The sequence below is a fragment of the Spongiactinospora sp. 9N601 genome (assembly GCF_044326295.1).
Taxonomy (GTDB): Bacteria; Actinomycetota; Actinomycetes; order Streptosporangiales; family Streptosporangiaceae; genus Spongiactinospora; species Spongiactinospora gelatinilytica.
In genome coordinates, this window is record NZ_JBIRBB010000017.1 from 90,148 (window position 1) to 112,595 (window position 22,448).

At 72.0% G+C, this 22,448-nt stretch carries 22 protein-coding genes; 13 read left to right on the forward strand and 9 right to left on the reverse strand.

Annotated elements, in window-relative coordinates; translation table 11 throughout:
* The first annotated feature begins 111 nt into the window (after positions 1–111).
* Entirely contained in the window at positions 112–1,038 is a 927-nt protein-coding gene (locus ACH34R_RS33810) for a proline dehydrogenase family protein (RefSeq protein ID WP_397565621.1), read from the forward strand.
* 68 nt (positions 1,039–1,106) lie between these two features.
* On the opposite strand, the gene ACH34R_RS33815 is transcribed toward ACH34R_RS33810, so the two are convergent.
* Positions 1,107–2,294, reverse strand: a complete 1,188-nt coding sequence (locus ACH34R_RS33815) for a winged helix DNA-binding domain-containing protein (protein ID WP_397565622.1) — start codon at positions 2,292–2,294, stop codon at positions 1,107–1,109.
* A gap of 75 nt (positions 2,295–2,369) precedes the next feature.
* Here ACH34R_RS33815 and proC point away from each other — a divergent pair, with 75 nt between their 5' ends.
* From proC to ACH34R_RS33840, 5 genes are all read left to right on the forward strand, one after another.
* A complete protein-coding gene (proC, locus tag ACH34R_RS33820) occupies positions 2,370–3,164 on the forward strand; it encodes a pyrroline-5-carboxylate reductase (RefSeq protein ID WP_397565623.1) in 795 nt (264 codons plus the stop codon).
* A 59-nt stretch (positions 3,165–3,223) separates the two neighbouring features.
* Positions 3,224–4,615, forward strand: coding sequence for an efflux RND transporter periplasmic adaptor subunit (locus tag ACH34R_RS33825; RefSeq protein ID WP_397565624.1), 1,392 nt, complete (start codon positions 3,224–3,226; stop codon positions 4,613–4,615).
* The gene (locus ACH34R_RS33830) at positions 4,612–5,313 is read left to right on the forward strand and encodes an ABC transporter ATP-binding protein (protein ID WP_397565625.1); all 702 of its coding nucleotides are present in this window, start codon (positions 4,612–4,614) and stop codon (positions 5,311–5,313) included. Before ACH34R_RS33825 ends, ACH34R_RS33830 begins: the two co-directional genes overlap by 4 nt.
* Positions 5,310–6,494, forward strand: a complete 1,185-nt coding sequence (locus ACH34R_RS33835) for an ABC transporter permease (protein ID WP_397565626.1) — start codon at positions 5,310–5,312, stop codon at positions 6,492–6,494. Before ACH34R_RS33830 ends, ACH34R_RS33835 begins: the two co-directional genes overlap by 4 nt.
* Positions 6,495–6,578: 84 nt before the next feature.
* Positions 6,579–8,531, forward strand: coding sequence for a LuxR C-terminal-related transcriptional regulator (locus ACH34R_RS33840; RefSeq protein WP_397565627.1), 1,953 nt, complete (start codon positions 6,579–6,581; stop codon positions 8,529–8,531).
* Positions 8,532–8,538: 7 nt separating this feature from the next.
* Here ACH34R_RS33840 and ACH34R_RS33845 read toward each other — a convergent pair whose 3' ends face one another.
* From ACH34R_RS33845 to ACH34R_RS33860, 4 genes are read right to left on the reverse strand one after another with little or no spacing between them, the layout of a single operon-like run.
* Positions 8,539–9,282 carry an ABC transporter permease subunit gene (locus ACH34R_RS33845; protein WP_397565628.1) on the reverse strand — a complete coding sequence of 248 codons (744 nt, stop codon included), beginning with the start codon at positions 9,280–9,282 and terminating at the stop codon, positions 8,539–8,541.
* Entirely contained in the window at positions 9,279–9,491 is a 213-nt protein-coding gene (locus ACH34R_RS33850; protein WP_397565629.1) for a hypothetical protein, read from the reverse strand. Before ACH34R_RS33850 ends, ACH34R_RS33845 begins: the two co-directional genes overlap by 4 nt.
* Positions 9,492–9,543: 52 nt before the next feature.
* Positions 9,544–10,206, reverse strand: a complete 663-nt coding sequence (locus ACH34R_RS33855; protein ID WP_397565630.1) for a response regulator — start codon at positions 10,204–10,206, stop codon at positions 9,544–9,546.
* Positions 10,181–11,386, reverse strand: coding sequence for a sensor histidine kinase (locus ACH34R_RS33860; protein WP_397565631.1), 1,206 nt, complete (start codon positions 11,384–11,386; stop codon positions 10,181–10,183). Before ACH34R_RS33860 ends, ACH34R_RS33855 begins: the two co-directional genes overlap by 26 nt.
* Before the next feature lie 131 nt (positions 11,387–11,517).
* Between ACH34R_RS33860 and ACH34R_RS33865 the strand changes: the two genes are divergently transcribed.
* From ACH34R_RS33865 to ACH34R_RS33890, 6 genes are all read left to right on the forward strand, one after another.
* Positions 11,518–12,690, forward strand: coding sequence for an acetoin utilization protein AcuC (locus ACH34R_RS33865; RefSeq protein ID WP_397565632.1), 1,173 nt, complete (start codon positions 11,518–11,520; stop codon positions 12,688–12,690).
* A 15-nt stretch (positions 12,691–12,705) separates the two neighbouring features.
* Positions 12,706–13,497 (forward strand): phosphatase, encoded by a 792-nt coding sequence (locus ACH34R_RS33870; protein ID WP_397565729.1) that lies wholly within the window; start codon positions 12,706–12,708, stop codon positions 13,495–13,497.
* A gap of 321 nt (positions 13,498–13,818) precedes the next feature.
* Complete coding sequence (locus tag ACH34R_RS33875; RefSeq protein ID WP_012887307.1) at positions 13,819–14,022, forward strand: helix-turn-helix domain-containing protein; 204 nt, start codon at positions 13,819–13,821, stop codon at positions 14,020–14,022.
* Positions 14,023–14,204: 182 nt separating this feature from the next.
* A complete protein-coding gene (locus tag ACH34R_RS33880) occupies positions 14,205–14,303 on the forward strand; it encodes a 30S ribosomal protein bS22 (RefSeq protein ID WP_018654693.1) in 99 nt (32 codons plus the stop codon).
* A 21-nt stretch (positions 14,304–14,324) separates the two neighbouring features.
* Complete coding sequence (locus ACH34R_RS33885) at positions 14,325–15,356, forward strand: NAD-dependent epimerase/dehydratase family protein (RefSeq protein ID WP_397565633.1); 1,032 nt, start codon at positions 14,325–14,327, stop codon at positions 15,354–15,356.
* Positions 15,353–16,267 (forward strand): lysophospholipid acyltransferase family protein, encoded by a 915-nt coding sequence (locus tag ACH34R_RS33890; protein ID WP_397565634.1) that lies wholly within the window; start codon positions 15,353–15,355, stop codon positions 16,265–16,267. The genes ACH34R_RS33885 and ACH34R_RS33890 overlap by 4 nt, the downstream gene beginning before the upstream one ends.
* Positions 16,268–16,309: 42 nt before the next feature.
* Here ACH34R_RS33890 and ACH34R_RS33895 read toward each other — a convergent pair whose 3' ends face one another.
* From ACH34R_RS33895 to ACH34R_RS33905, 3 genes are all read right to left on the reverse strand, one after another.
* On the reverse strand, positions 16,310–17,173 hold the full coding sequence (locus tag ACH34R_RS33895; protein WP_397565635.1) for an HAD family hydrolase: 864 nt from the start codon (positions 17,171–17,173) through the stop codon (positions 16,310–16,312).
* Positions 17,174–17,374: 201 nt separating this feature from the next.
* Positions 17,375–18,172, reverse strand: a complete 798-nt coding sequence (locus ACH34R_RS33900) for a DUF5667 domain-containing protein (protein WP_397565636.1) — start codon at positions 18,170–18,172, stop codon at positions 17,375–17,377.
* 198 nt (positions 18,173–18,370) lie between these two features.
* The gene (locus ACH34R_RS33905; RefSeq protein WP_397565637.1) at positions 18,371–18,934 is read right to left on the reverse strand and encodes a sigma-70 family RNA polymerase sigma factor; all 564 of its coding nucleotides are present in this window, start codon (positions 18,932–18,934) and stop codon (positions 18,371–18,373) included.
* A gap of 398 nt (positions 18,935–19,332) precedes the next feature.
* Between ACH34R_RS33905 and ACH34R_RS33910 the strand changes: the two genes are divergently transcribed.
* Positions 19,333–21,036 carry a putative quinol monooxygenase gene (locus ACH34R_RS33910; protein WP_397565638.1) on the forward strand — a complete coding sequence of 568 codons (1,704 nt, stop codon included), beginning with the start codon at positions 19,333–19,335 and terminating at the stop codon, positions 21,034–21,036.
* A 769-nt stretch (positions 21,037–21,805) separates the two neighbouring features.
* Here ACH34R_RS33910 and ACH34R_RS33915 read toward each other — a convergent pair.
* The gene (locus ACH34R_RS33915) at positions 21,806–22,288 is read right to left on the reverse strand and encodes an Lrp/AsnC family transcriptional regulator (RefSeq protein ID WP_397565639.1); all 483 of its coding nucleotides are present in this window, start codon (positions 22,286–22,288) and stop codon (positions 21,806–21,808) included.
* Between the last annotated feature and the right edge of the window lie 160 nt (positions 22,289–22,448).

Sequence of the window (22,448 nt, forward strand, 5' to 3'; positions counted from 1 at the left end):
ATCGCCGGGACCTGTGGTTCATGTCACGCCGCGCGCCCGCGCTCTACCCTGGACAGGACCCCTCCACGCTTCCGGCCCCGGCCACAGAGCGAGCAACAGAGGTGGAGCACCGTGCTGCGTCAGGTTCTATCCGCGCTCGCGCGCAGCGGGCGCGCGGAGGTCGCCGCGACCTCCTTCCCGCCCAGTGTCCGGGCGGCCCGCCACCGGATCGCGGGCGACACGCCGGACGACGCCGTCCGCGTGGCGCGTGAGCTGCACGAGGCGGGTCTCGCGGTCGGCTTCCACCACCTCGGCCCCGAGGTCACCGACGAGCGCGGCGCGGAGGCCGAGGTCCGCGCCCAGCTCGCGCTGATCGACCGGCTGGCCGGCGCGGGGCTGGCCGCCGGGGCCGACATCGCGCTGCGGCCCTCCGCGCTCGGCCTGCGCCTGCCCGGCCGCGACGCCGAACGGCCGGCCACCGGCAACGCGGCGCGCGTCTGCGCGGCGGCCTTCGGCGCGGGGGCCACCGTCACCTTCGGAGCCGAGGAGCACCCGCTGGTCGAGCCGGCCCTGGCCCTGGTGGAGGAGTTGCGCAAGGAGTACCCGGGCGTCGGCGCGACGGTCCAGTCCTACCTGCGCAGGGCACATGACCAGTGCCGCGCCCTGGCCGGCGAGGGCTCCCGGGTACGGCTGCGCAGGGGCGGCCACGACGCGCCCGCCTCGGTGGCCTTCAAGAGTCCCAAGGAGATCGACGCCTCCTACGTGCGGTGCCTGAAGGTGCTGATGGCCGGGCAGGGCCACCCGGTGGTCGCCACGCAGGACAGATGCCTGGTCGACATCGCCGCCGCGCTGGCCGTGGTGAACGAGCGGCGGCCGGACGGCTTCGAGTTCGAGGCGCGCTACGGCGTGCGCCCGGCCGAACAGCGGCGGATGGCCGGGCTCGGGGCGATGGTGCGGGTCCGCGTGCCGTACGGGCCCAACTGGTACCCCTACCTGGCCCGCACGCTGGCCGAGGCGGTCAGCGGCAGGTGGTGCGCTGGGCCGCGCCGGGCGCGCTGAGCCTCAGCCGGGCGCGAGCCGCCACGTCCGCAGGGCCGATCAGGAGCAGGGGCGGCCGGGGGCTCGCGCTAGGGCTCCAGGGTCACGGTGGCCGTGGCTGCGCCGCGGAAGGGCGCGAGGGCGTCGGCGGCGTCGTTGACGGCGGCCTTGGCCGCGGGGGACAGGGTGATGAACGGCTCGACCCGGAGCGTCAGCCGCCTGCCCTGCTTGCGTGGCCGCCACAGCCCCGCGATCTCGCCGTCCACCAGGACCACGCCCGGGTTGCCGACCGTGCGCCAGACCTTCCGCCGCAGGGCCGGGTCCGGGAGCAGGCCGGTGCGGTCCTGGGTGGACAGATAGGGGTCGTACGGCGGCAGCAGCCGGACTCCGGTGGCCTGTGGTGGGTCGGCCAGCAGGTCCGTGTCGGCGGAAAGGACCCAGGCGGGCGTGTCACGGTACCGGACCTCCGTCAACTCACCGGCCAGCAGCTCCCAGCTCCGGGACGCGTACGCCGGCGAAACGCCGGACCAGGCCGCGAACTCCCGCGGCGTCGCCGGCGCATGGCAGCGCAGGTAGCGCCGCAGCAGTTCGGCGCGGGCGAGGGGGAGGTCCCAGGTGGGCGCCGGCGCCCCCAGCCACTGTTCGGTCAGCGCGAACCGCGCCGCCCCCGGCTCCTCCGGTACGAAGCACACCGTGCCGTACAGCCCGGCGACATAGAGCGCGTAGCGCACCAGGCTCTGCCCGTAAGTGTTGCGGCCCAGCCCGTCGGGCTCCTCCCACGGGCCCTCGCGGACCTCCGGAACGCGCGTCGCGACCTGCTCGGCCAGCGCCACGCCCAGCTCGTCCTTGGTCAGGGCGCGGCCGTCCAGGGCGGGCCCGAGCGCCTCCAGCGTGTGCCGCACGGCGGCGCTCGCGCTCAGCCCGAAGGCCGCCAGATGCCGCTCGGCACCACGGATGAAGTGGCGGCAGGAGTCCTCGTCGTCGGGCAGCAGCCCCGTCGTGAAAACCCCCACGTCCGCCACGCCCATCACATGCGGCGCGCCCCGCAGGCTCCAGACCTGCGCCAGGGTCTTGTCCCGCGTCAGCGCGGCGGTGGCGTGCGCGGGCGTGAGCCCGTCGAGCCGGACGTGCAGCGACTGGGCCGCCGACCCCGGCGGGCTGTGCTGGATCCCGGTGGCCCCGGCCACGTCGGGCAGCGCGCTGAGCGGCACGGGCCGTACCAGCCGCTGCCGGGCGAGACGGAACCCGCGTGCGTGTCCATCGTTCAGCCTCAGCATCACCGCACGCTACCTGATGACCGCTGCCCGGATACTGTCTGTAGGCTTGCGGACGTCATACAGCGAGGTGGAACCATGATCGCGATTCTCGGCGCGGGCAAGATGGGCGAGGCCCTGCTGTCCGGCCTGGTCCGTGCCGGTGTCCCGGCCGGTGAGCTGCTGGCGACCGTCCGCCGCCCCGAGCGCGGTGAGGCGCTGACCCGGCAGTACGGCGTGCGGGTGGTGTCCAACGCCGAGGCCGCCAAGCGCGCCGACACCCTCATCCTCGCCGTCAAACCCCAGGACATGGCGACCCTGCTGGACGAGATCGCCCCTTACGTCCCCGCGGGGCGCCTGGTGATCTCGGCCGCGGCCGGCATCACGACCGCGTTCGTGGAGGCCAGGCTCGGCGAGGACGTCCCGGTGGTGCGGGTGATGTCCAACACGCCGGTGCTGGTGGACGAGGCGATGAGCGTCATCTCGGCGGGCGCGGGGGCCGGTGAGGAGCACCTGAAGCTGGCCGAGGACCTCCTCATGCCGGTCGGCAAGGTGCTGCGGGTCCCCGAGTCGCAGCAGGACGCCGCGACCGCGCTGTCCGGCAGCGGCCCGGCCTACTTCTTCTACCTGGTGGAGGCCATGGTCGACGCCGGCATCCTGCTCGGCATGCCGCGCGCCGCCGCGCTCGACATGGTCACCCAGTCGATCGTCGGCGCGGCCATCATGCTGCGCGACTCCGGTGAGCACCCGGTCATCCTGCGCGAGGCGGTCACCTCGCCCGGCGGCACGACCATCGCCGCCATCGCCGAGCTCGAACGCCACAGCGTGCGCGCGGCCTTCCTGGCCGCGATCGAGGCCGCCCGCGACCGCAGCAGCCAGCTCGCCGCCGGGTGAATACCAGCGGGTAAAGGGGGCCTGCTGGGGCGAAGGGGTCGAACCCTACCATTGATCAGGTGACGATCCGTCGCGGCATTCCCCCGCTGCTCGTCGTGCTCGTGCTCGCCGGCTGCACCACTGAAGAGCCGTCGGGCATCCAGCTCGGCGCCGCCCGCCGCGCCCCGGTGAGCGAGGTCGTCGAGGCCCCCGCCACCATCGGCGCGCGGGCCGCGGCCACCCTGCGCGCACCCGCCGCGGGCACCCTGACCAAACTGCACGTCCGCGACGGCGACACCGTCGCCAAGGGCGATGTGCTCGCCAAGATCAGTTCACCGGAGGCCAAGGGGCGGCTGTCCCAGGCCAGGCGCGCCGAACGGCTCGCCTCCGCGCCCTCGGCCCCCCGTCCCGCGTTCGCCGCGCCCACGCTGCGCGGCTTGGACGGGCGCGCCTTCGCGGGCCTGGACCGCAAGGTCAGCCGCGACTTCGCCCGCGCCAGGTCCGCCGCCCGCGAGGTCGGCGACGCCACCGCGCGCAAGCGCCTGATCGCCGCCATCGACCTCGCCGAACGCCGGCACCGCGCCCAGCGGGCCGCGCTCGGCGCGATCACCAAAGACCTGACCCGCTCGGTCAACGGCGTGCTGTCCCAGCTCACCGGCCAGCTCAGCACCGGGCTCGGCAGCCTCACCTCCTCCATGGCCTCGCTCCAGGCGGCCTCGCGCAGCCAGGCGAAGGCGGCGGTCAAGACGGCCGAGTCGGTGGTGAAGGGGCTCACCATCAAGGCCCCGTTCGACGGGGTGGTGACGCTCGGCCGTTCGTCGGGCGGCGGCGGGGCCACGGACGCGCTCGGCGGGCTGCTCGGCCGGCTTCCCGCCGGGCTGCCCACCCAGGCCCCGCAGGGCGGGGAAGCGTCCGGCGGCGGGCCGTCCGTCGCCACGGGCGTGCCGGTCTCGGCCGGCGACACCATCGTGACCGTCACCGACATCTCCGAGCTGACCATCTCGGCCGACGTGGACGAGACCGACGTCCTGCTCGTCGAGCGCGGCACCGCCGCCCGGATCGAACTCGACGCCGTGCCGGGGGCCACCTACACGGCCAAGGTCACCGGCGTCGGGGTGACCCCGATGGCGGGCACCACCGGAGGGGTCAGTTACCCGGTCAGGCTCACCCTCGGGGCGGGCCGGTTCGACGACGGCAGGAAGGCCCCCGCGCCCAAGCCCGGCATGAGCGCGGTGGCCCGGCTGACCGTGCGGGAGTCGCCGAGCGCGCTGGCCGTACCGGCCTCGGCGGTGGTGACCAGCGGGCGCGACAGCGTGGTGTGGGCGGTGCGCGGCGGCGCGGCCGAACGCCGCGTCGTACGGCTGGGCGCGCAGGGCGACGCGCTGGTGGAGGTCCTCACCGGGCTGAGCGAAGGCGAGCAGGTGGTGGTCAAGGGGGCCGACGCCGTACGGCAGGGCCAGAAGCTGCCGTGACCGCCCCCGCGACCGCGCCGCCCGCCTTCGAGGGCGAGAACCTGCGCCGCTCCTACCAGGCCGACGGAGTGGCCGTCGAGGCGCTGCGCGGGGTGGACCTGCGCATCGCATCGGGGGAGTTCGTCGCCATCATCGGCCCCTCGGGCTCGGGCAAGTCCACCCTGATGCACCTGCTCGGCTGCCTGGACCGGCCGACCTCCGGCACCCTGCGGGTCGGCGGCGTGGACGTCGCCACGCTCTCCGAGGCCGGGCTCGCCGAACTCCGCAACGAGACCATCGGATTCGTCTTCCAGTCCTTCCACCTGCTGCCCCGCACCTCGGCGCTGGACAACGTGGCCCTGCCACTGGTCTACCGCGGCGTCGGCGCGGCCGAGCGGCGTACCCGCGCCAGGGCCGCCCTGACCGCGGTCGGGCTCGGCCACCGGCTGACCCACCGCCCCGCCCAGATGTCCGGCGGCGAACAGCAGCGGGTGGCCATCGCCCGCGCCCTGGTCGGCGACCCCAAGGTGGTGCTCGCCGACGAGCCCACCGGCAACCTCGACACCCGCAACGGGGCCGAGGTGATGGACATCCTGGCCGGGCTCAACGCCGAACAGGGCGTGGCCGTGGTGCTGGTCACCCACGAGCCGGAGGTCGCGGCCCGCGCGAGCAGGCGCATCCACGTCCGCGACGGCCGCATCGAACAGGACACCCGATGAGGGCCCGCGAGGCGTTCCTGATGGCCACCGAGGCCCTGCGGGTCAATCGGCTGCGCAGCGCGCTCACCATGTTCGGGGTGATCGTCGGCGTGCTCGCCGTGGTCGTCCTGGTGGCCATCGGCACCGGCGCCAAGGACGCCGTGGAGAGCGAGATCGCCGGGCTGGGCAGCAACATCATCCTGGTCGTCCCGGGGCAGATCGGGGTCGGCGCGCTGCCCACGCAGAGCCGGCTCGGCCTGGCGGACGCCGCCCACGTACGGCGGGCCGTCGGCGACCCGTCGCGCGTCACGGTTTCGGTCGCCTCGGGGGAGACCATGAGGGTCGGCCGCAACGAGGCGTTCGTCACGATCACCGGCACCGACGAGAACATCCCCAACATCTTCGACCGCCCGCTGGCCAAGGGCCGCCACCTCAGCGAGACCGACGTGGACACCCGGCGGCGGGTCGCAGTGCTGGGCTCGGAGGTCGCCTCCCGCCTGTTCGGCGACATCGACCCGATCGGACGGCAGGCGACGATCTCCGGGGCGCGGTTCCGGGTGGTCGGCGTCTACGAGACCGTGGGGGCCACCTTCGGCGTGGCCCGCGACCAGGAGGTCCACATCCCGGTCACCACCGCCCAGCGGCTGCTCGGCCTGTCCAGGATCAACGGCATCGCCATCGGCGCGACCGGCCCCGACGAGATCGAGCCGCTGCGCCGGCGCGTCGTCGCCGCCCTGGAGGAACGCCACCCAGGTGAGCGGTTCTCCGCCGTCACCCAGACCCAGTTGCTCGGCACCATCGGCAGCGTGCTCGGCATGCTCACCGGGGTGCTCGCCGCCATCGCGGGCATCTCGCTGCTGGTCGGCGGGGTCGGCGTGTCCAACATCATGCTGGTCAGCGTCCGTGAGCGGACCCGCGAGATCGGCCTGCGCAAGGCCCTCGGGGCCAGGCAGCGCGACGTGCTCACGCAGTTCCTCATCGAGGCGGTGCTGCTGACCACGATCGGCGGTGTGCTGGGCATCCTGGTGGGCGTCGGCGGATCGCTGCTCATCGACGCCGTCACGCCCGTCCCGGCGACCATCACGCTGTGGTCGGTGCTGCTGGCCTTCGGCGTGTCGGTGGCCGTCGGGGTCTTCTTCGGCGTGGCCCCGGCCCGGCGGGCGGCCCGGCTCGACCCGGTCACCGCACTGCGCGCCGAGTGACGCCGGACGATTCCAGATGACCTCATGTGGCCTCCGGATGCCCGTAGGGACGCGGGCCGCGCGGGAAGTATGAGCGGGGTGACCATGATCTGGGAACGTCTGAGTCAGGGGCGAACGTGGCTGAGCCAGGGGGCGTGGCGGCGGGCCCGGCGGGAGTTCGCCGGAGCCCTTGAGGCGGCGGTGGGGGAGCGCGAGCGCGCTCAGGCGGCCGAAGGGGTCGCCGCGGCGGCCTGGTGGCTGGACGACGACGCGGAGATGGCCGAGCGGTACGAGCAGGCGTACCGCTCCTACCGGGCGGTGGGCGACGTGCGCGGCGCGGCGCGGTCGGCGGCCTGGCTGGGCAACGGCGCCCTCCAACTGCACGGCAGGCACGCGGTGGCCCAAGGCTGGTTCCGGCAGGGCAGGCGGCTGCTCCAGGGCGTGTCGCCCGGGAAGGAAGGGGCGCTGCTCACGCTGTTCGAGGGGGTGGCGGCGCGGCTGCGCGGCGACGGCGAGACCGCGATCAAGCACGCCGAGGAGGTGGTGGCCGCGGCCAGGGGGCTCGGGTCCTCAGACCTCGCGGTGCAGGGGATGGCGCTGTCCGGCGTCGCGCGGGTCGATCGCGGCGAGGTCGGGGAGGGCATGCGGCTGCTGGACGAGGCGGCCGGGGCGGCCCTCGCGGGGGAGACCGAGGCGGGGTCGGCCTGGATACCGGGCTGCTACCTGCTGCAATGCTGCGTCCAGGCGCGCGACTGGGGGCGGGCCGAGGAGTGGTCGGGGCGGGTGATGGCGTTCTGCCGCCGGCTGGACCTGGGCCGGCCGTTCGCGCGCTGCCGTACGCACTACGGCACGGCCCTGCTCTGGCGGGGCCGGTGGGCAGAGGCGGAGGCCGAGCTGACCGGGGCGGCGCGGGCGCTGTCCGGCCTGCGGCCGCAGTACGCGGCGGAGGCCGTCGCCCAGCTCGGCGAGCTGCGCCGGCGTCAGGGGCGCAGGGAGGAGGCCGCCGAACTGTTCGGCCGCGCGGACGCCACGCCCGACGGCCGGTTGGGCCTCGCCGAGCTGCGGCTCGACGAGGGAGACCCGGCCGGCGCGCTCGACCTGGCCGGGCCGCTGCTCGGCGCGCTGCCCCCGGACGCGAGCCTGGAACGCTGCCGCGCGCTGGAACTGCTCGTCCGCGCGGCCACGGCGCTCGGGCCCGCCGCCGGCGCGAGCCGGGTCCGCGAGGCCGCCCGGGAGCTTTCCCGCCTGGCCGGCACGGTCGGCACCGACGCGGTACGCGCCGCCGCGGCCTGGGCGACCGCACTCGCGGCCCTGCACACCTCCCCAGGAGGCCCGGACAGCGGCACGGCATTGCCGACCTGCCCCGACGGTGGTGCGGACGGCGGCGTGGCCCCGCGCACTTCCCCGGACGGTGGCGCGGATGGCGGCGTGGCCTTGCACACTTCCCCGGACGGTGGCGCGGATGGCGGCGTGGCCTTGCACACCTGCCCGGACGGTGGCGCGGATGGCGGCGTGGCCCCGCACACCTCTCCCGACGGTGGCACGGATGAGGGCACAGACCTGCACGCCTGCCCCGACGGCGGCGCGGATGAGGGCATAGACCTGCACACCTCTCCGGACGGTGGCGCGGGTGAGGATCCCGCTTGCGGGCTGCGGCGGGCCGCCGTGTTGTTCGAGCGGGCCGGCGACGCCTACAACGCCGCTCGTGCCCGGCTCGACCTGGCGGCGGCGCTGCTGGCCAGGGACCGGCCGCAGGCCGCGGCCGGGGAGGCGGCGACGGCCCGGGAGACCTTCGTGCGGCTGGGCGCCCCCGCAGAAGCCCGCCGCGCGGCGCGCCTGCTGGCCAGGGCGCACCGAAGACCCGAGCCCGGCCTGACCACGCGGCAACGGGAGATCCTGGGCCTGGTGGCCCTCGGCCTGACCAACCGGGACATCGCCGGCCGCCTGACGCTGAGCGAGCACACCGTCAAGCGGCACCTCGCCAACATCCTGTCCCGCCTGGGCGAGCCGACCCGCAAGGCCGCCGTCGCCCACGCTTCGCGCGCCGGGTTGCTGTAGCCGCAACTCAGGCGTCCCTGCGCCGCAGCAGCGTCAGCGCCAGGGCCATGGCCGCCGCCACCCACAGCAGGTAGACGCCGAAGCCGGTCCAGGGCGGGAGCAGGGCGTCGCTCGCCGGCGACATGATCCGCATCCCGGCGGTGCTGGTGATGTACTTCATCACCTGCGCACCGGCCTCCCCAGGCAGGACGGTGGCGAGCTGGGGCAGGATCAGCAGCAGGACGGTGATGGCCACGATGCCGCCTGCGGTGTGCCGGATGACAGTGCCGACGGCCAGCCCGAACAGCCCGGTGGCGGTGATGTAGAGGGCGGAGCCGAGCACGATCCGCAGGCTGTCGCCCTCGGTCAGGGCGACGCCGTGCTCGCCGAGGACGAGCTGCCCGGCGAAGAACGACACCAGCACGGTCACCAGCATCACGGCCAGCACCGCGAGGGCGAACACGATGACCTTGGCGGCCAGCATCCGCCCCCGCCGCGGCACCGCCAGCAGGCTCGTGCGGATCATCCCCGTCCGGTACTCCCCGCTGATCACCAGTACGCCCAGTGCGGCGACCACCAGGGTGGCGAACTGGGCCCCGGCCATGCTGAGCGCCGCGGGATCACCCAGCGGCCCCTTATCGATCATGCCGAGCGAGACCTTGCTGATCAGGATCGAGAAGCCGACCATCATCACCACAACGGTGGCCATCGACCACATGGTCGAGCGCAGCGAGCGGAACTTGGTCCATTCCGAGCGCATCACGCCGATCACGACGCCACCGCCGTGTACTCCACGCTGTCCTGGGTCAGTTCCATGTAGGCGCTCTCCAAGCTGGGTTCGACCATGGTCAGTTCGTGCAGGGGGATGCCGGCCGCCGCGGCGGCCTCGCCGATCTCCTCGGTCGTCTTGCCGGGCACCCGCAGGTGGTCGCCGGAAAGGCCGGTGGCCGCGCCGTTCAGCAGGGCGGCCAGGCTGCGCAACTGCGGCGAACGGACCCGGACGTACCGCTGCGCGCTGCGTGAGATGAACTAGTCAGGCGCCGGACGGGCGTACCAGGCCCGTCTCGTAGGCGACGATCACCGCCTGGGCCCGATCGCGCACCCCGAGCTTGGCGAACAGGCTGGTGACGTGGTTCTTCACGGTCGAGGGGGAGAGCCCGAGGTCGCCGGCGATCTCGGTGTTGGACCGGCCGCTCCCGATCAGCGTCAGGACCTCGCGCTCGCGGTCGGTGAGCGCGCCGAGCAGGCCGTCTCGCGGGGTGGCGCGCGGGCGCGCGGCGCGGACGAACGTACCGATCAGCCGGGTCAGCAGCCGGGGCGCGACCGCCGACTCGCCCCGGTGGACGATCCGGACGCCCTCCACCAGCTCCTCGGGCGAGATGTCCTTGGGCAGGAACCCGGACGCTCCGGCGCGGAGCATCGCCACGACGTACTCGTCGAGGTCGAACGTGCTGAGCGCGAGCACCCGGACGTCCGGATGCTCGGTGACGATCCGCTCGGTGGCGGCCACGCCGTCCATGCCCGGCATGTGGACGTCCATGAGCACCACGTCCGGCCGCAGCGCGCCGCTCAGCCGTACCGCCTCCTGGCCGTCGGCGGCCTCCCCGGCCACCGTCATGTCCGGCTGGGCGCCGACGATCATGCCGAATCCGGTGCGGACCAGGGCCTGGTCATCCGCGAGCAGCACGTTGATCAACGCTCGATCTCCGTTCGGGGTTCGGGGGCGGCTGCGCCGCGCGGCCGGGTACCGGCATGCGGGCGTGTACCCGAAATCCTCCATGCGGGCGGGGGCCCGTCTGCAACTGGCCCCCGCACAGCGCGACGCGTTCGGCCATGCCGCTCAGGCCGTAGCCCGCGCCCGTGGCGTCCCTGCCGGCGGGCGTCCAGCTCGTGCCGTCGTCCAGGATCTCCACGGCGACCGCCTCCTCCTCGTAAACCAGGTGGACGCTCGCGCGGGCTCCGGGGGCGTGCTTGCGGGTGTTGGTCAGTGACTCCTGGACGATCCGGTAGACGGCGTGGTCCACGGCGGCGGGCAGCGGCGCGGGCTCGCCCTCGATGGTGAGCGCGGCGGGGAGCCCGGCCGCGCGGGCCTGCTCGACCAGCGTGGCGACCTCGGCCGCGCCCACTCCGGAGTGGTCTTCCGGCTCCTTGTCGTCCTCGGCGCGCAGTACGTGCAGCAGCTCGCGCATCTCCGACATCGCCTCGCGGGCCGTGCGCTCGGCGGTGATCAGCACCTCCTGCGCCCGCGCGGGGTCGGTGGCCATGGTGGTACGCCCGGCGCCGACCAGCACGTTGATCACGCTGATGTGGTGGGCCACGACGTCGTGCAGCTCCCTGGCGATGCGCCGACGTTCGGCGCGGACCGCGTTCTCCGCCGCGTGCAGCTCGCGGCGCTCGCGCAGCTCGTACCTGAGCCGGAAGAAGTGCCCCACCCCGACCGCGAGCAGCAGCATGAGCCCGTTGCCCACCTGGTTGGCGCTGCCCTTGGTGGCCCACATGGCGAAGCCTTCGGCGATCGCGGTGGCCAGCGCGGTGAGCCAGGCGAGTCTGGCGGGGGTGTACCGGCCGAGGGTGTAGAAGGCGATCACCGAGGCCGGTTCGGCCACGGTGAACGGGGTGAACAGGGCCGTTGTGATGTCGAGGGCGACGGTGGCGAGGGCGACCAGGAGGGGTCTGCTCCGCCGTGCGAGGAGGGCGAGCGCGCCGAGGACCATGGCCGCGGCGTCGGCCCGCACGGCAGGGGAGGCGACAGGGACGATGAAGCTCGCGGGCAGCGCGTAGAGGCCGGGGAGGGCCACGGCGATGGTCAGCAGCCAGTCCTGGACGCGCGGGCGACGCAGGATACGCCAAACAGGCCGTACGCCCGGGATTCGCATGGTTTCGACGGTACGGCACGCGCGGCGTGCGCGGGCGCGTGCGATACCGTCGGGCCAGAGGGCGGGACCCGCGCGGCGCAGCCGTACGCGCCGGGCCGCCGACGCCGGAGCCGTCGAGCGGAGCAACGCGAATGAGCAGGTCGGTGCGGGTCGTCTGGGACGACGCACTCACTTCCTACAACTTCGGGCCCGGCCATCCGCTGGCCCCCGTGCGCGTCGAGCTGACCATGGCGCTGGCCCGCGAACTGGGCGTACTGGCCACGGTCGAGCAGACCGGATGCGCCCCCGCCACCGATGACGAGCTGGCGCTGGTCCACTCCCGCGACTACATCGCGGCCGTCCGGCGGGTCTCCCAGGACGGCCGTCCCGACCTGGCGGCGGGGCTCGGTACCAGCGACAACCCGGCCTTCGCCGGGGTCCACGAGGCGTCGGCGCTGATCGCCGGGGCGAGCCTGGCCGCGGCCCGCGCGGTGTGGACCGGCGCGGCCGAGCACGCGCTCAACGTGGCGGGCGGCCTGCACCACGCGATGCCCGCCTGCGCCAGCGGCTTCTGCGTCTACAACGACCCGGCCCTCGCCATCGCCTGGTTGCTCTCCCAGGGCGCGACCCGGATCGCGTACGTGGACGTCGACGTCCACCACGGCGACGGTGTGCAGGCGATGTTCTATGACGACCCCCGGGTCCTGACGATCAGCCTGCACGAGAGCCCGCGCACGCTCTTCCCCGGCACCGGCTTCCCGCAGGAGACCGGGGCGGGGGAGGCGGAGGGCACCGCCGTCAACGTCCCGCTGCCCGCGGGCTGCGGCGACGCGGGCTGGCTGCGCGCCTTCCACGCGGTGGTGCCGCCGCTGCTCGCGGAGTTCCGGCCGGAGGTCCTGGTCACCCAGCACGGCTGCGACGGCCACGCGCTCGACCCGCTGGCCCACCTGACGCTCAGCCTGGACGGCCAGCGAGCCGCGTACCAGGAGCTGCACCGGCTGGCCCACGAGACGGCGGGCGGCCGGTGGGTGGCCACCGGAGGCGGCGGGTACGAGCTGGTCCAGGTGGTGCCGCGGGCCTGGACGCATCTGATCGCCGAGGCGTCCGGCCATCCGCTGGACCCGGACACCAAGACGCCGGAGGCGTGGCGCGAGCTGGCCGCGGAACGTACCGGCGAACTACCCCCGTTGACCATGACAGATGACCGCATTCCGGAATTTCGCCACTTCTCCCACGGTTATGATCCAGAAGACCCTATTGACCGGGCCATTGTCGCGGCCCGGAACGCCGTGTTCCCCGCACACGGCCTTGACGTGCTGCTGTGAGTGCCCGTGGACGAGCTGACACCCCCGAGCCGATCCGAGCTTCGTGACCATCTGATCGCTACCAAGATCGCGGGCGACGTCGCCACCAGCCGCGAGAACAACCTCGACCACTACAGGTCGCTGGCCGAGCGCGATCCCTACTACCAACTCGGCCTGACCTTCGCCCAGCCGTGGGGCTACCGCGACGTGCTGGCGCTGATGGCCAAGTCCGCCGGGGTGAGCCCGGACCCGGCGCACCGGGCCGGCCAGGACACCATCGACCCCGACCGCACCATCGACGCCCTGGACGAGATGGGCGCGCGGATCGGCGCCGCACTGGCCGGCGGACGGCCCCGGCTGCTGTTCGCCACCGGGCACCCGACCGGGCTGCTCACCGTCCACCTGTCGCTCGCCCGGTTCGCCGTACGGCACGGCGCCAAGCTGCTCACTCCCGGCGAGGGCTGGGCCTACTCACCGGCCTACCACGGCCGCCGCACCCGGCGGGTCCGCTACCTGGACGGCGTGGCCATGCTGGACGACCATGGCGGATTCGTCCACACCCACGACTCCGCGCCGATGGAGGCGATGCTCCGCAGGCTGAACGGCGAGCGCCCCGACCTGGTGATCGCCGACCATGGCTGGGCGGGCGCGGCCGGGGAGGCGGGCCACCCGACCGTCGGATTCGCCGACTGCAACGATCCGGCGCTGTTCCTCGGCGAGGCGGAGGGCAAGATCGCGGTGGCGGTGCCGCTCGACGACAACGTCCTCCCGAGGTACTACCGGCCCCTCACGGCATACCTCGTCTCAAGGGTCACGCAGGCCCTCTGAGTCCCGTTGGAGTGGATTCGGCCCTCCTTATACCAGTTTTTCGCGCCTGCATTCCGAGTCGCGCGGGCCTCGTTTGCCAACTTTTTCATGATCGTGGGCGACTCTTATGGGTAGACAGTTGTTCCGTTCCAAGAGCACGGCGAGGGTGCGGTCAGCCCGCTGGCCTGCGTTTTCGGCGATTCGACTGACACAGGGCTTCGAAGACTGATGGACTAGGGGGTTTGCGCACTCGGAGTCCCGCCTTACGCTGACGGCAGTACACGTGCGTGAGCAATGGCACCAGTGGGGATAACCCGGATACACGTGCGGAAGAGGCGTCCGATGGGTGCAGGTGAAAGACCTCTCAGCGAGGTGAAGTTCCTGACGGTGGCGGAGGTGGCCACCGTCATGCGGGTGTCCAAGATGACTGTGTACCGGCTCGTACACTCGGGCGAACTGCCGGCCATCCGGGTCGGCCGCTCTTTCCGGGTCCCTGAGCAGGCGGTTCACGATTATCTGAGAGACGCCTACATCGAGGCGGGCTGAGGCGCCCGGGCGGTGCCCGGCGTCTCATCGAGTAGCGGCGTGCGCCGGCGAGCGCGGTCACGCCGCGAGTGCAGTCTCCCGGGGCTCCCCCAGGGGCGATCTACCGTGGATCGCCGGTAGGCTGTTGACTCGGTGTGCTGCTCAGCACACCGAACCAGCATCTACCAAGACCTGGGGGTCCCGTGGGCTCTGTCATCAAGAAGCGCCGTAAGCGCATGGCCAAGAAGAAGCACCGCAAGCTGCTCAAGAAGACCCGTATCCAGCGGCGTAACAAGAAGTAGCAGCGGACCTGCGAGGCGCCGATGACCCGTACCGTGCTCGTCACCGGGGTCGCCAGACATATCGGCGCCCGAGTGGCGAGCGTTCTCGCGTCCGACCCGGGGATCTCCCGGGTGATCGGCGTGGACACCGTTCCACCGCCGACGCCGGCGCGTGACGGCGGTCCGGCGCCCGGCGGCGTGCCGCTCGGCCGTACCGAGTTCGTCAGGGTCGATCTGCGCAGCCCCGACATCGCACAGGTGATCGCGGCGGCCGACATCGACACCGTGGTCCACGTCGACCTCATGAGCGCTCCCAGGGCCCTCATGAAGGAACACAACGTGATCGGCACCATGCAGCTTCTCGGCGCCTGTCAGCGGTCCCCGCTGATCCGCCGGGTCGTGGTGCGCTCGACCACCGAGGTCTACGGCTCCTCCGCCCGCGACCCCGCCGTCTTCACCGAGGACGCGGAGCCTCCCGAGACCCCCAGTCACGGATTCGCGAAGGACGCGGTGGAGGTCGAGGGCTACGTGCGGGGCTTCGCCAGGCGACGGCCCGACGTGACCGTCACCACGCTGCGCTTCGCCGACTTCATGGGGCCGGGGGTCGATTCTCCGCTCACCCGCTACTTCGGCCGGCCGGTGCTGCCCACCGTGCTGGGATTCGACCCCCGCCTGCAGTTCGTCCACGAGGACGACGGCGTGGAAGTGCTGCGCCGGGTCACCATGGAGGATCACCCCGGCACGTACAACGTGGCCGGGGACGGCGTGCTGCTGCTCTCGCAGTGCGTGCGCCGCGCCGGGCGGCCCACGATGCCGCTGCCGTCGCCCGCCTTCGGCGTGCTCGGCGAGCTGGCCGGGCGGGTCGGCCTCGCCGACTTCTCGCCCGAGCAGATCCGGCTGATGTGCCACGGCCGCGCGGTCGACACCACCCGCCTGGCCGACGAGCTGGGCTGGAAGCCCAAGTTCACCACGGCGGCGGCGTTCGACGACTTTCTGCGCTCACTCGGCCGCGACGCGGACGGCGGGCCGCTGGCCGCGCTGATCGGCCGGATCGAGGAGGAATTCGGCCGATGAGCCACGACGAGTCCTACGCGACGGTGATCCCCATCGACGCGGCGGCCTGCGGGCATGCCGGTTCGGCCCCGCCCGCTGACGACCGGCTGATCGAGCTCCTCGACTTCGTGCGCAGGCGGCTCGCCGGCGAGTACGAGATCGACGAGTTCGGGTTCGACCACGAGCTGACCGACAAGGTGCTGCTGGAGCTGCTGCGCCCCCTCTACCGGCACTGGTTCAGGGTCGAGACGCTGGGCTTGGACAACGTCCCCGCCGAGGGCGGCGCGCTGGTGGTGGCCAACCACTCCGGCACCGTCCCTGTGGACGCGCTGATGCTCCAGGTCGCCCTGCACGACGAGGCGCACCGGCCGGTACGACTGCTCGGCGCGGACCTCGTCTACGAGCTTCCGGTCCTTGGGCACCTGTCCCGCAAGACCGGGCACACCCTCGCCTGCCGCGAGGACGCCGACCGGCTGCTGCGCAAGGGCGAGCTGGTGGGGGTCTTCCCTGAGGGCTTCAAGGGGGTCGGCAAGCCGTTCCGCGACCGGTACAAGCTCCAGCGGTTCGGGCGCGGGGGGTTCGTGGCGTCGGCGATCCGGGCCGGGGTGCCGATCATTCCGTGCGCGATCGTGGGGGCGGAGGAGATCTACCCGAAGATCGGCGAGCTGCGGACACTGGCGCGGGCGCTGGGCCTGCCCTACCTCCCGGTGACGCCGCTGTTCCCGTGGCTGGGGCCGCTGGGGCTGATTCCGCTGCCGTCCAAGTGGATGATCGAGTTCGGGGAGCCGGTCCGCACCGACGAGTGCGACCCGGACGCGGCCGACGATCCGGCCACGGTGTTCAACTTCACCGACCATGTGCGCGAGATCATCCAGCAGCGCCTGGACGACCTGCGGCTGCGCCGCGGCCCCGCCTTCCCGCCGCTGTTCTGAGCCGGGTCTCTCCGGGCCGGGGGTCTCTCAGGGCTAGGTTTCTCAGGAGCGGTAGTGGCGGCGCAGGGCGATGGCGGCGGCCACGCCGCCCGCGAGCGCGCCCGCCGCGGCGGCGATGGGCAGCCCGATCATGGTGGCCTTGCGGCCCGTGCGGTAGTCGTGGATCGTCCACCCGTGGTGCCGGGCGTGTTCGCGCAGCTCGCCGTCCGGGTTGACCGCGTAGGCGTTGCCGACCAGTGAGAGCAGCGGCAGGTCGTTGGCCGAGTCGCTGTAGGCCGAGCAGCGGGTGAGGTCGAGCCCCTCCTTGCGGGCCAGCGCGCGCACCGCCTCGGCCTTGGCCGGGCCGTGCAGCAGGTCGCCGACCAGCCGCCCGGTGTAGGCGCCGTTCTCGGTCTCGGCCACGGTGCCGAGCGCGCCGGTCAGCCCGAGCCGCTGGGCGATCACGCTGGCCAGCTCCACCGGCGTCGCGGTGACCAGCCACACCCGCTGGCCGGCGTCGAGGTGGCTCTGCGCGAGCGCCCTGGTGCCCGCCCAGATGCGATCGGCCATGACCTCGTCGTAGATCTCCTCACCGAGCTGGACCACGTCATCGACCTTCAGCCCGGCCACGAACGCCAGCGCGGTCTCCTTGGCCTCGGTGATGTGGTCGGCGTTCTCGTTGCCGCGCACCCGGAAGATCGCCTGGCCCACTGCGAACCGCAGCAGGTCTTTGGTGGTGAACAGGCCGCGCCCGGCCAGCCCGCGGGCGAAGTGGTAGATCGAGGCCCCGCGCATCATCGTGTTGTCGACGTCGAAGAACGCCGCCGCGGTGGGGTCGGGCTCGGCGACCGGCATGCTCACGGCGGCGGCCGCGGCCACCTCGCCCGCGAGCCTGGGCTCCTGCCGCCGTCGTAGTAGCCGCCTCATAATCCATCAGCTTAACCGTCCTGGGGGACCATGACCGGTCCGTCGCGTTAGCGGCGTATGACACGCCGATTCCACCGCGTATACGGGCCGTCCCGGCGTGTCGGCCGAGAGGGTGTCTTGTCGGTCGTCCAGCGGCCCCTCAGCGCCGCGTAGCGCCGTTCGGCCGCCGGTTCGGGCGCGGGTTGCGCGGGTTCAGCGGGTTCAGTCGCCGGTCGTGGCGGAGGTCGTCTCAGGGGCGGCGAGGCCGTCGATGTAGTCGAGGTAGCCGCTCGCCTGGCGCTGCGTCTGCGCGTCCATCTTCTGCAGCATCGGGTCCACCACCTGGTGCTGCTTTTCGGCGAACCGCCGCAGCGTCGGTTCCTCCTCTTCCTTGGTGTCCTTGCGCTTGACCCTGCCCAGCTCGCACACCGCCGACCGGGTGGCCCGGTCCATGTCCCGGATCGTCTTCTCCACCAGATCGACCCGTCCGGGCGTGCCGAGCAGCCTAGCGACCTCCGCGGCCCGTTCCTCGGCCGCCCGCAGTTTGCGCTGTGCCCGTTCCCGCTCGTCCGTGCTCAGCCCGACCATGGTGGACTCCGCCGCCCGCTTCAGCGGATACAGCGTGTCGCCCGGTACCGCGCGGTAGGCCACCAGCCCGGCCACGGTGAGCGTGAACGCCACGCCGACGACCGTGAGCTGCGAGAACACCGCCACTCGCCGATGCCCCCTGGACCGGCCGCCCGCCCGGCCCGCCCGGCGGCAGCGCCTGGACCTGCGCGACCGCCCGCGCACGATGTCCGCCTGACCGGCGGTGGGCGCGATGGTCTCCGCCGGTTCGGGAAGCGGGCAGGAGGCGTCCTCGGCGTACGTCGTGAGCAGGTCCGCCCGCAGCTTGGAGCGGAACTCCTCGCGGGGACCCGCCTCCTCCTGAATGCCGATCTTCGACAATCGTTCGGCCAGGCGGGTTTGGGTACGCCGGGTGGTGGCGGGGCGCCACCACCGGGGTCGCCACTTACGCATGAACGCTCCCTGCCGCCCCCGAGCGATGATCCATCGGTGTCACTTGCCTAACGATGGGCCGGTACGACAGGTTACGTTCCGTTTCCAGGGCACCTGCGGGGACCGCCCGCCGTACCTGTCGGTGACCGCCCGGCCCGTCGGCGGCTCCATCAGGTTTCTTCAGGTCTTTCAGGTTCTTTCGGGTTCTTTCAGGTTCGTTCAGGTGAGGTCCGCCCGCAGTGCGCGGGCCAGCGCGCGGATCGCGCGGAACTGCAGGGCCTTGATCGCCCCGCTCTTCTTGCCCATCACCAGCGCGGTCTCCGCCAGCGACATGCCGTGCAGGAAGCGCAGCACCACGCACTCCTGCTGCTCTGGCTTGAGGTCCCGTACAGCGCGCAGAACCCTTTCGTTGACCATCGCCGTGACAACCGCGTTCTCGGGGATGTGCGGGCCGTCCAACGGGATGTCGAGCACTTCCGCCGTGGACACCTCCATCCGGTAACGCCCCGATTTGAAATGGTCGGTGACCAGATTGCGGGCGATCGTCACCAGCCAGGCGCCGAAGTCGCGTCCCTGCCAGGTGAAGTGCGCGATACGGCGGAGTGCGCGCAGAAACGTCTCGCTGGTGAGGTCTTCGGCGAGTGGATGTGAGCCGACACGGAAGTAGATGTAGCGGTAGACGAGGTCCACGTATCGGTCATAGAGCGTTCCGAAGGCGTCGGCGTCTCCGGTCTTGGCACGCAGAACCAGGGCCCGGAGGTCGTCGTCCCCTGGAGCCGCCACATCCTGACGTACTGCGAACTCGCCCGTCCGTGCGCTTTGTGACATCCCCGCCCTGGGTGGCGGGGAAAGCCCGGCGAACGGCCACGTATTCGGCATCCGGTATCCCTGGGGGGAAGGGGGTCGATCCCTGGGGGGAAGGGGTCGGCTGCTCGAACACTCTAGGAATGATCGGGAAATTTCACAATCCGCTTGGTCCTGACCTTGCCGATCCGGCGAGGTGCCCTGGTGGGTTTCGGATCTCCCTAGATCGTGGGTATGTGGTGGGCCATAACATCGGAGGGAGAGCGTCGCGGCATGGGCCGCCCGGCGGCTACCTTGGTGGACCGTTGCACCTGACACGGCCGCTCCCCGCTTCCGCTACCGGTTGGGGGCTATTGTCCGGCAGCATTGGAGGCACCATGGAAAACGTCGTCGCCGTAATCGGATTCGCCGGTGCTCTCCTCGCCGCCATCGCCACCGGTGCCCTGATCAGGCGGCTGCGCGACGAGCCGGTCGGCTGGCTGGGCGCGTGGACCGCCTCCACGGCGGCACTGTGCCTGGCCCTCGGCGTGGTCGCGGCAGGGCACCTGCTCGGGTTCGGCGCCACCACCTTCCGGCTCTACCAGATCACCGGCTCACTCGTCGCCCCCCTGTGGCTGGCCATCGGCGCGGTGCAACTCCTGGCCAGGAAGACCCCGCCGAAGTTCGCCGCATGGCTGCTCGGCGGCGCGCTGACCTTCGTCAGTATAGTGATCATGGTCGTCGACCCGGTGAACAACGGCGGGTCGTTCAGCGAATCACTGCCGGTCGGCAGCGCGCACTGGAGCCTGTTCCCGGCCTCACTGCTCGCCGCCGCGCACGCCGCCACGGTCGCCATCATGGTCGGCGCGGTGATCGTCGCCGGGCTGCGCTGGCGCGACGGCGACGAGTACGACCTGGACAACATGCACGCCGTCCTGGTCATCGGGCCGGTCGGCATCGCGCTCGTGGGGGTGCTCCGGTTCTCCTCGCTGGGCCTTTTCACCACCGTCATCCTCACGGTCGGCGCGGCTGCGACCTGGTACGCGCTGATCCGCCCGCTCGCGCCCTACGACGACGAGGAGGATGAGGAAGAGGACGGCTACGAGGAGGACACCGCCGCCGTCAAGCGGCCGGAGCAGGGGCGGCGGCGCGCGGTCGCCGAACAGGGGGTTCAGGCCCGCGACCAGGTACGCGAGACCATCCGCGAACCTACCCGCGAGCCGATCCACGAACCCGCCCGCTCCCGCACCGACCAGGCGTTCGCCGAGCAGGGCCGGATGGAGGAGCGGGGCCGCCGGGAGGGGCACGGCTTCGCCGCGGAAGGCGGCGTGCCGGAGAGCGGGCAACCGCAGCCCCAGCAGGGCAGACGGCGGTCCGGGCTCGGCGACCTCGTGGCGGAGTACCGCGCGGGTGAGCAGGACGTCGACTACGCGGCCCGCATGCGGGCCGACGAGGGCGGCTCGCCGTTCGCGGAGCCGTCCTATGGGGACGCCTCCTCCTATGGGGAGGCGCCACCTTTCGAGGAGCCTTCCGCGAACGGCTTCTTCGGTGGGCCGGCCGGCGGGGCCACCGGCGATTTCGAGTCGCCGCGCGCCGGCCGGGGCAGGCGCGGCACCGAAACGGGCGCTCACGCTCGCATGGAGGGCGGTGGCGGCGGCCGGCGGGCACGCCGCGCCGAGCAGCAGGACTACAGCATGCCCGGAACCGGGGTGGTATACCCCGAAACGTCCGGCCATGGCCCCAACACGGGCGGTGGCGGGGGCGGCAGGCCGTCGCCGAGCATCTACGGGTTGCTCACCGTTTTCACGCTCATCGACGGCTCGGGCGACGCCTTCGACCACCTGGCCGAGGCCACCGTGGACGGCGTCCGGCAGAACGAACCTGACACGCTGGTCTACTCTTGCCACGCGGTGAAGTCGGCACCGTTGCAGCGAATCGTGTATGAGCTATACCGGGACGAGGTCGCATTCGCCGAACACCAGCGGCAACCCCACGTGCAACGCTTCGTCACCGAACGCCAGTCCCTCGTCCTCGCCACCAACGTCATCGAACTCACCGTCAACGCCGCCAAAGTCGTCCCACTGCCGACGGCGTTCATCTGAACCTTCTCGATTCCGCGCTGTTCTTCCGTCCTGGTCACTTCTTTCCGCGCTTTCGCGCCGTTCTTCCCCACCCCACAGGCCCCTGCTTTCCCACATGTTCCGGGTCTCGATCTCTGCGCGGCAGGCCTCGTTCAGTCGTCGGCGTGTTGCCGGTCGGCTCTTGTGTCTGGCTTTTCGTGTGATTCTTTGGTGCTGCGCCGTCCCCCGCTGCGGCGGCGAAAGGCTCGGCCCTCGCTTCGCTCGGAGGCCTTTCCCGCCCGACGTTGTTGCTGGTCGTGTGCCATAGGTTCCGGAACCAATTCCGTACGGCAAGTCCCTCCGGCCACAGGGCCGTTGCTGACAGGCTGGCGGGATGCCATCCTTTCGGCGGTGCACTGTCTTGTCCGGTGGCCAGTGATTCTGCGCGGCGGGCGCTTGTGTCGGCCGCGTGTTGTTTGCCGGTGCGTTCTGGTGTCCGGTATTTCGTATGCGTCGTAAGGGTTGGCCGTACCGAGCGTCGGCTGACAAGGTCACCTTCCTGTCCACCGTGCCGATCGATGCTTTCCCATCCGTGGCCTTGGGGGAGCCCTGCTTCGCGGGCTCCGGCCGCAGTGCGTAGAGCCTTCTTACGGCATCCCCTGGGATTGTGTGAGGATCTCTAATGGCACCGCTCCCGTGCGGCCCCTAGAACACCGGTACGAGTACTGCCGTGGGCTTCAGTACGCCAAAGAGGTTGACAGAGGCTTTTCGCCGTCGAGTATGCCCGTCGGCGGTACGCGGCGCTGTATGGTCATCGGCCGCTGGGTTTGAGGGGACGGCGGCGGCGTCCCCAGGAGAAGACCATTTTCTCGATGCTCAGGTGCATGAAGATCTCGGTGTCCCTGACCCCCTCCACGCCTCTGATGCGCTCGCTCACGAGGTCGAGGATTTCCGCGTGGGTTTCGGCGACGACCTCCAGGAACATGTCGAAGGCCCCGGCGGTGACCACCAGGTACTCGACTTCCTCGATGTCGGTCAGCCGTGGGACGACGGCGCGGATGCTTCCGTCCACCCGGACGCCGACCAGGGCCACGACGCCGTGGTCCACGCGGATCGGGTCGATGATGGTGGAGATCCGGATCACGCCGGATTCGCGCAGCCGGTTGACGCGCTGCCTGGTCGCCGCCTCTGACAACCCGACCGCCTTGCCCACCTCGCCGTACGGTCGCCGCCCGTCCTCGTACAGGACGTCGATGATCGCCCGGTCGGTCTCATCCAGCCTGATGGGTTCCACGCTGAACTATATTAGTCGTGCAAAGATATAGAGGCCACTAATTCAGTTGTAGGCAGCGTAACGACCACCCTGATCGTTGACCTTAACGCGATCGAGCCACGATTATCGTCGGAACTGTTCGGCGGTGAGAGGTGACGTGATGGGCTCCCAAGGCCGGTCG

What these genes read in the sequence shown, in the direction of transcription:
- ACH34R_RS33835 (WP_397565626.1), top strand. Translation starts at nt 5,310, where the DNA reads ATGAGGGCCCGCGAGGCGTTCCTGATGGCCACCGAGGCCCTGCGGGTC.
- ACH34R_RS33890 (WP_397565634.1), top strand. Translation starts at nt 15,353, where the DNA reads ATGAGCCACGACGAGTCCTACGCGACGGTGATCCCCATCGACGCGGCG.
- ACH34R_RS33865 (WP_397565632.1), top strand. Translation starts at nt 11,518, where the DNA reads ATGAGCAGGTCGGTGCGGGTCGTCTGGGACGACGCACTCACTTCCTAC.
- ACH34R_RS33860 (WP_397565631.1), bottom strand. Translation starts at nt 11,386, where the DNA reads ATGCGAATCCCGGGCGTACGGCCTGTTTGGCGTATCCTGCGTCGCCCG.
- ACH34R_RS33900 (WP_397565636.1), bottom strand. Translation starts at nt 18,172, where the DNA reads ATGCGTAAGTGGCGACCCCGGTGGTGGCGCCCCGCCACCACCCGGCGT.
- ACH34R_RS33875 (WP_012887307.1), top strand. Translation starts at nt 13,819, where the DNA reads ATGGGTGCAGGTGAAAGACCTCTCAGCGAGGTGAAGTTCCTGACGGTG.
- ACH34R_RS33885 (WP_397565633.1), top strand. Translation starts at nt 14,325, where the DNA reads ATGACCCGTACCGTGCTCGTCACCGGGGTCGCCAGACATATCGGCGCC.
- ACH34R_RS33895 (WP_397565635.1), bottom strand. Translation starts at nt 17,173, where the DNA reads ATGAGGCGGCTACTACGACGGCGGCAGGAGCCCAGGCTCGCGGGCGAG.
- ACH34R_RS33815 (WP_397565622.1), bottom strand. Translation starts at nt 2,294, where the DNA reads ATGCTGAGGCTGAACGATGGACACGCACGCGGGTTCCGTCTCGCCCGG.
- ACH34R_RS33840 (WP_397565627.1), top strand. Translation starts at nt 6,579, where the DNA reads ATGATCTGGGAACGTCTGAGTCAGGGGCGAACGTGGCTGAGCCAGGGG.
- ACH34R_RS33910 (WP_397565638.1), top strand. Translation starts at nt 19,333, where the DNA reads ATGGAAAACGTCGTCGCCGTAATCGGATTCGCCGGTGCTCTCCTCGCC.
- proC (WP_397565623.1), top strand. Translation starts at nt 2,370, where the DNA reads ATGATCGCGATTCTCGGCGCGGGCAAGATGGGCGAGGCCCTGCTGTCC.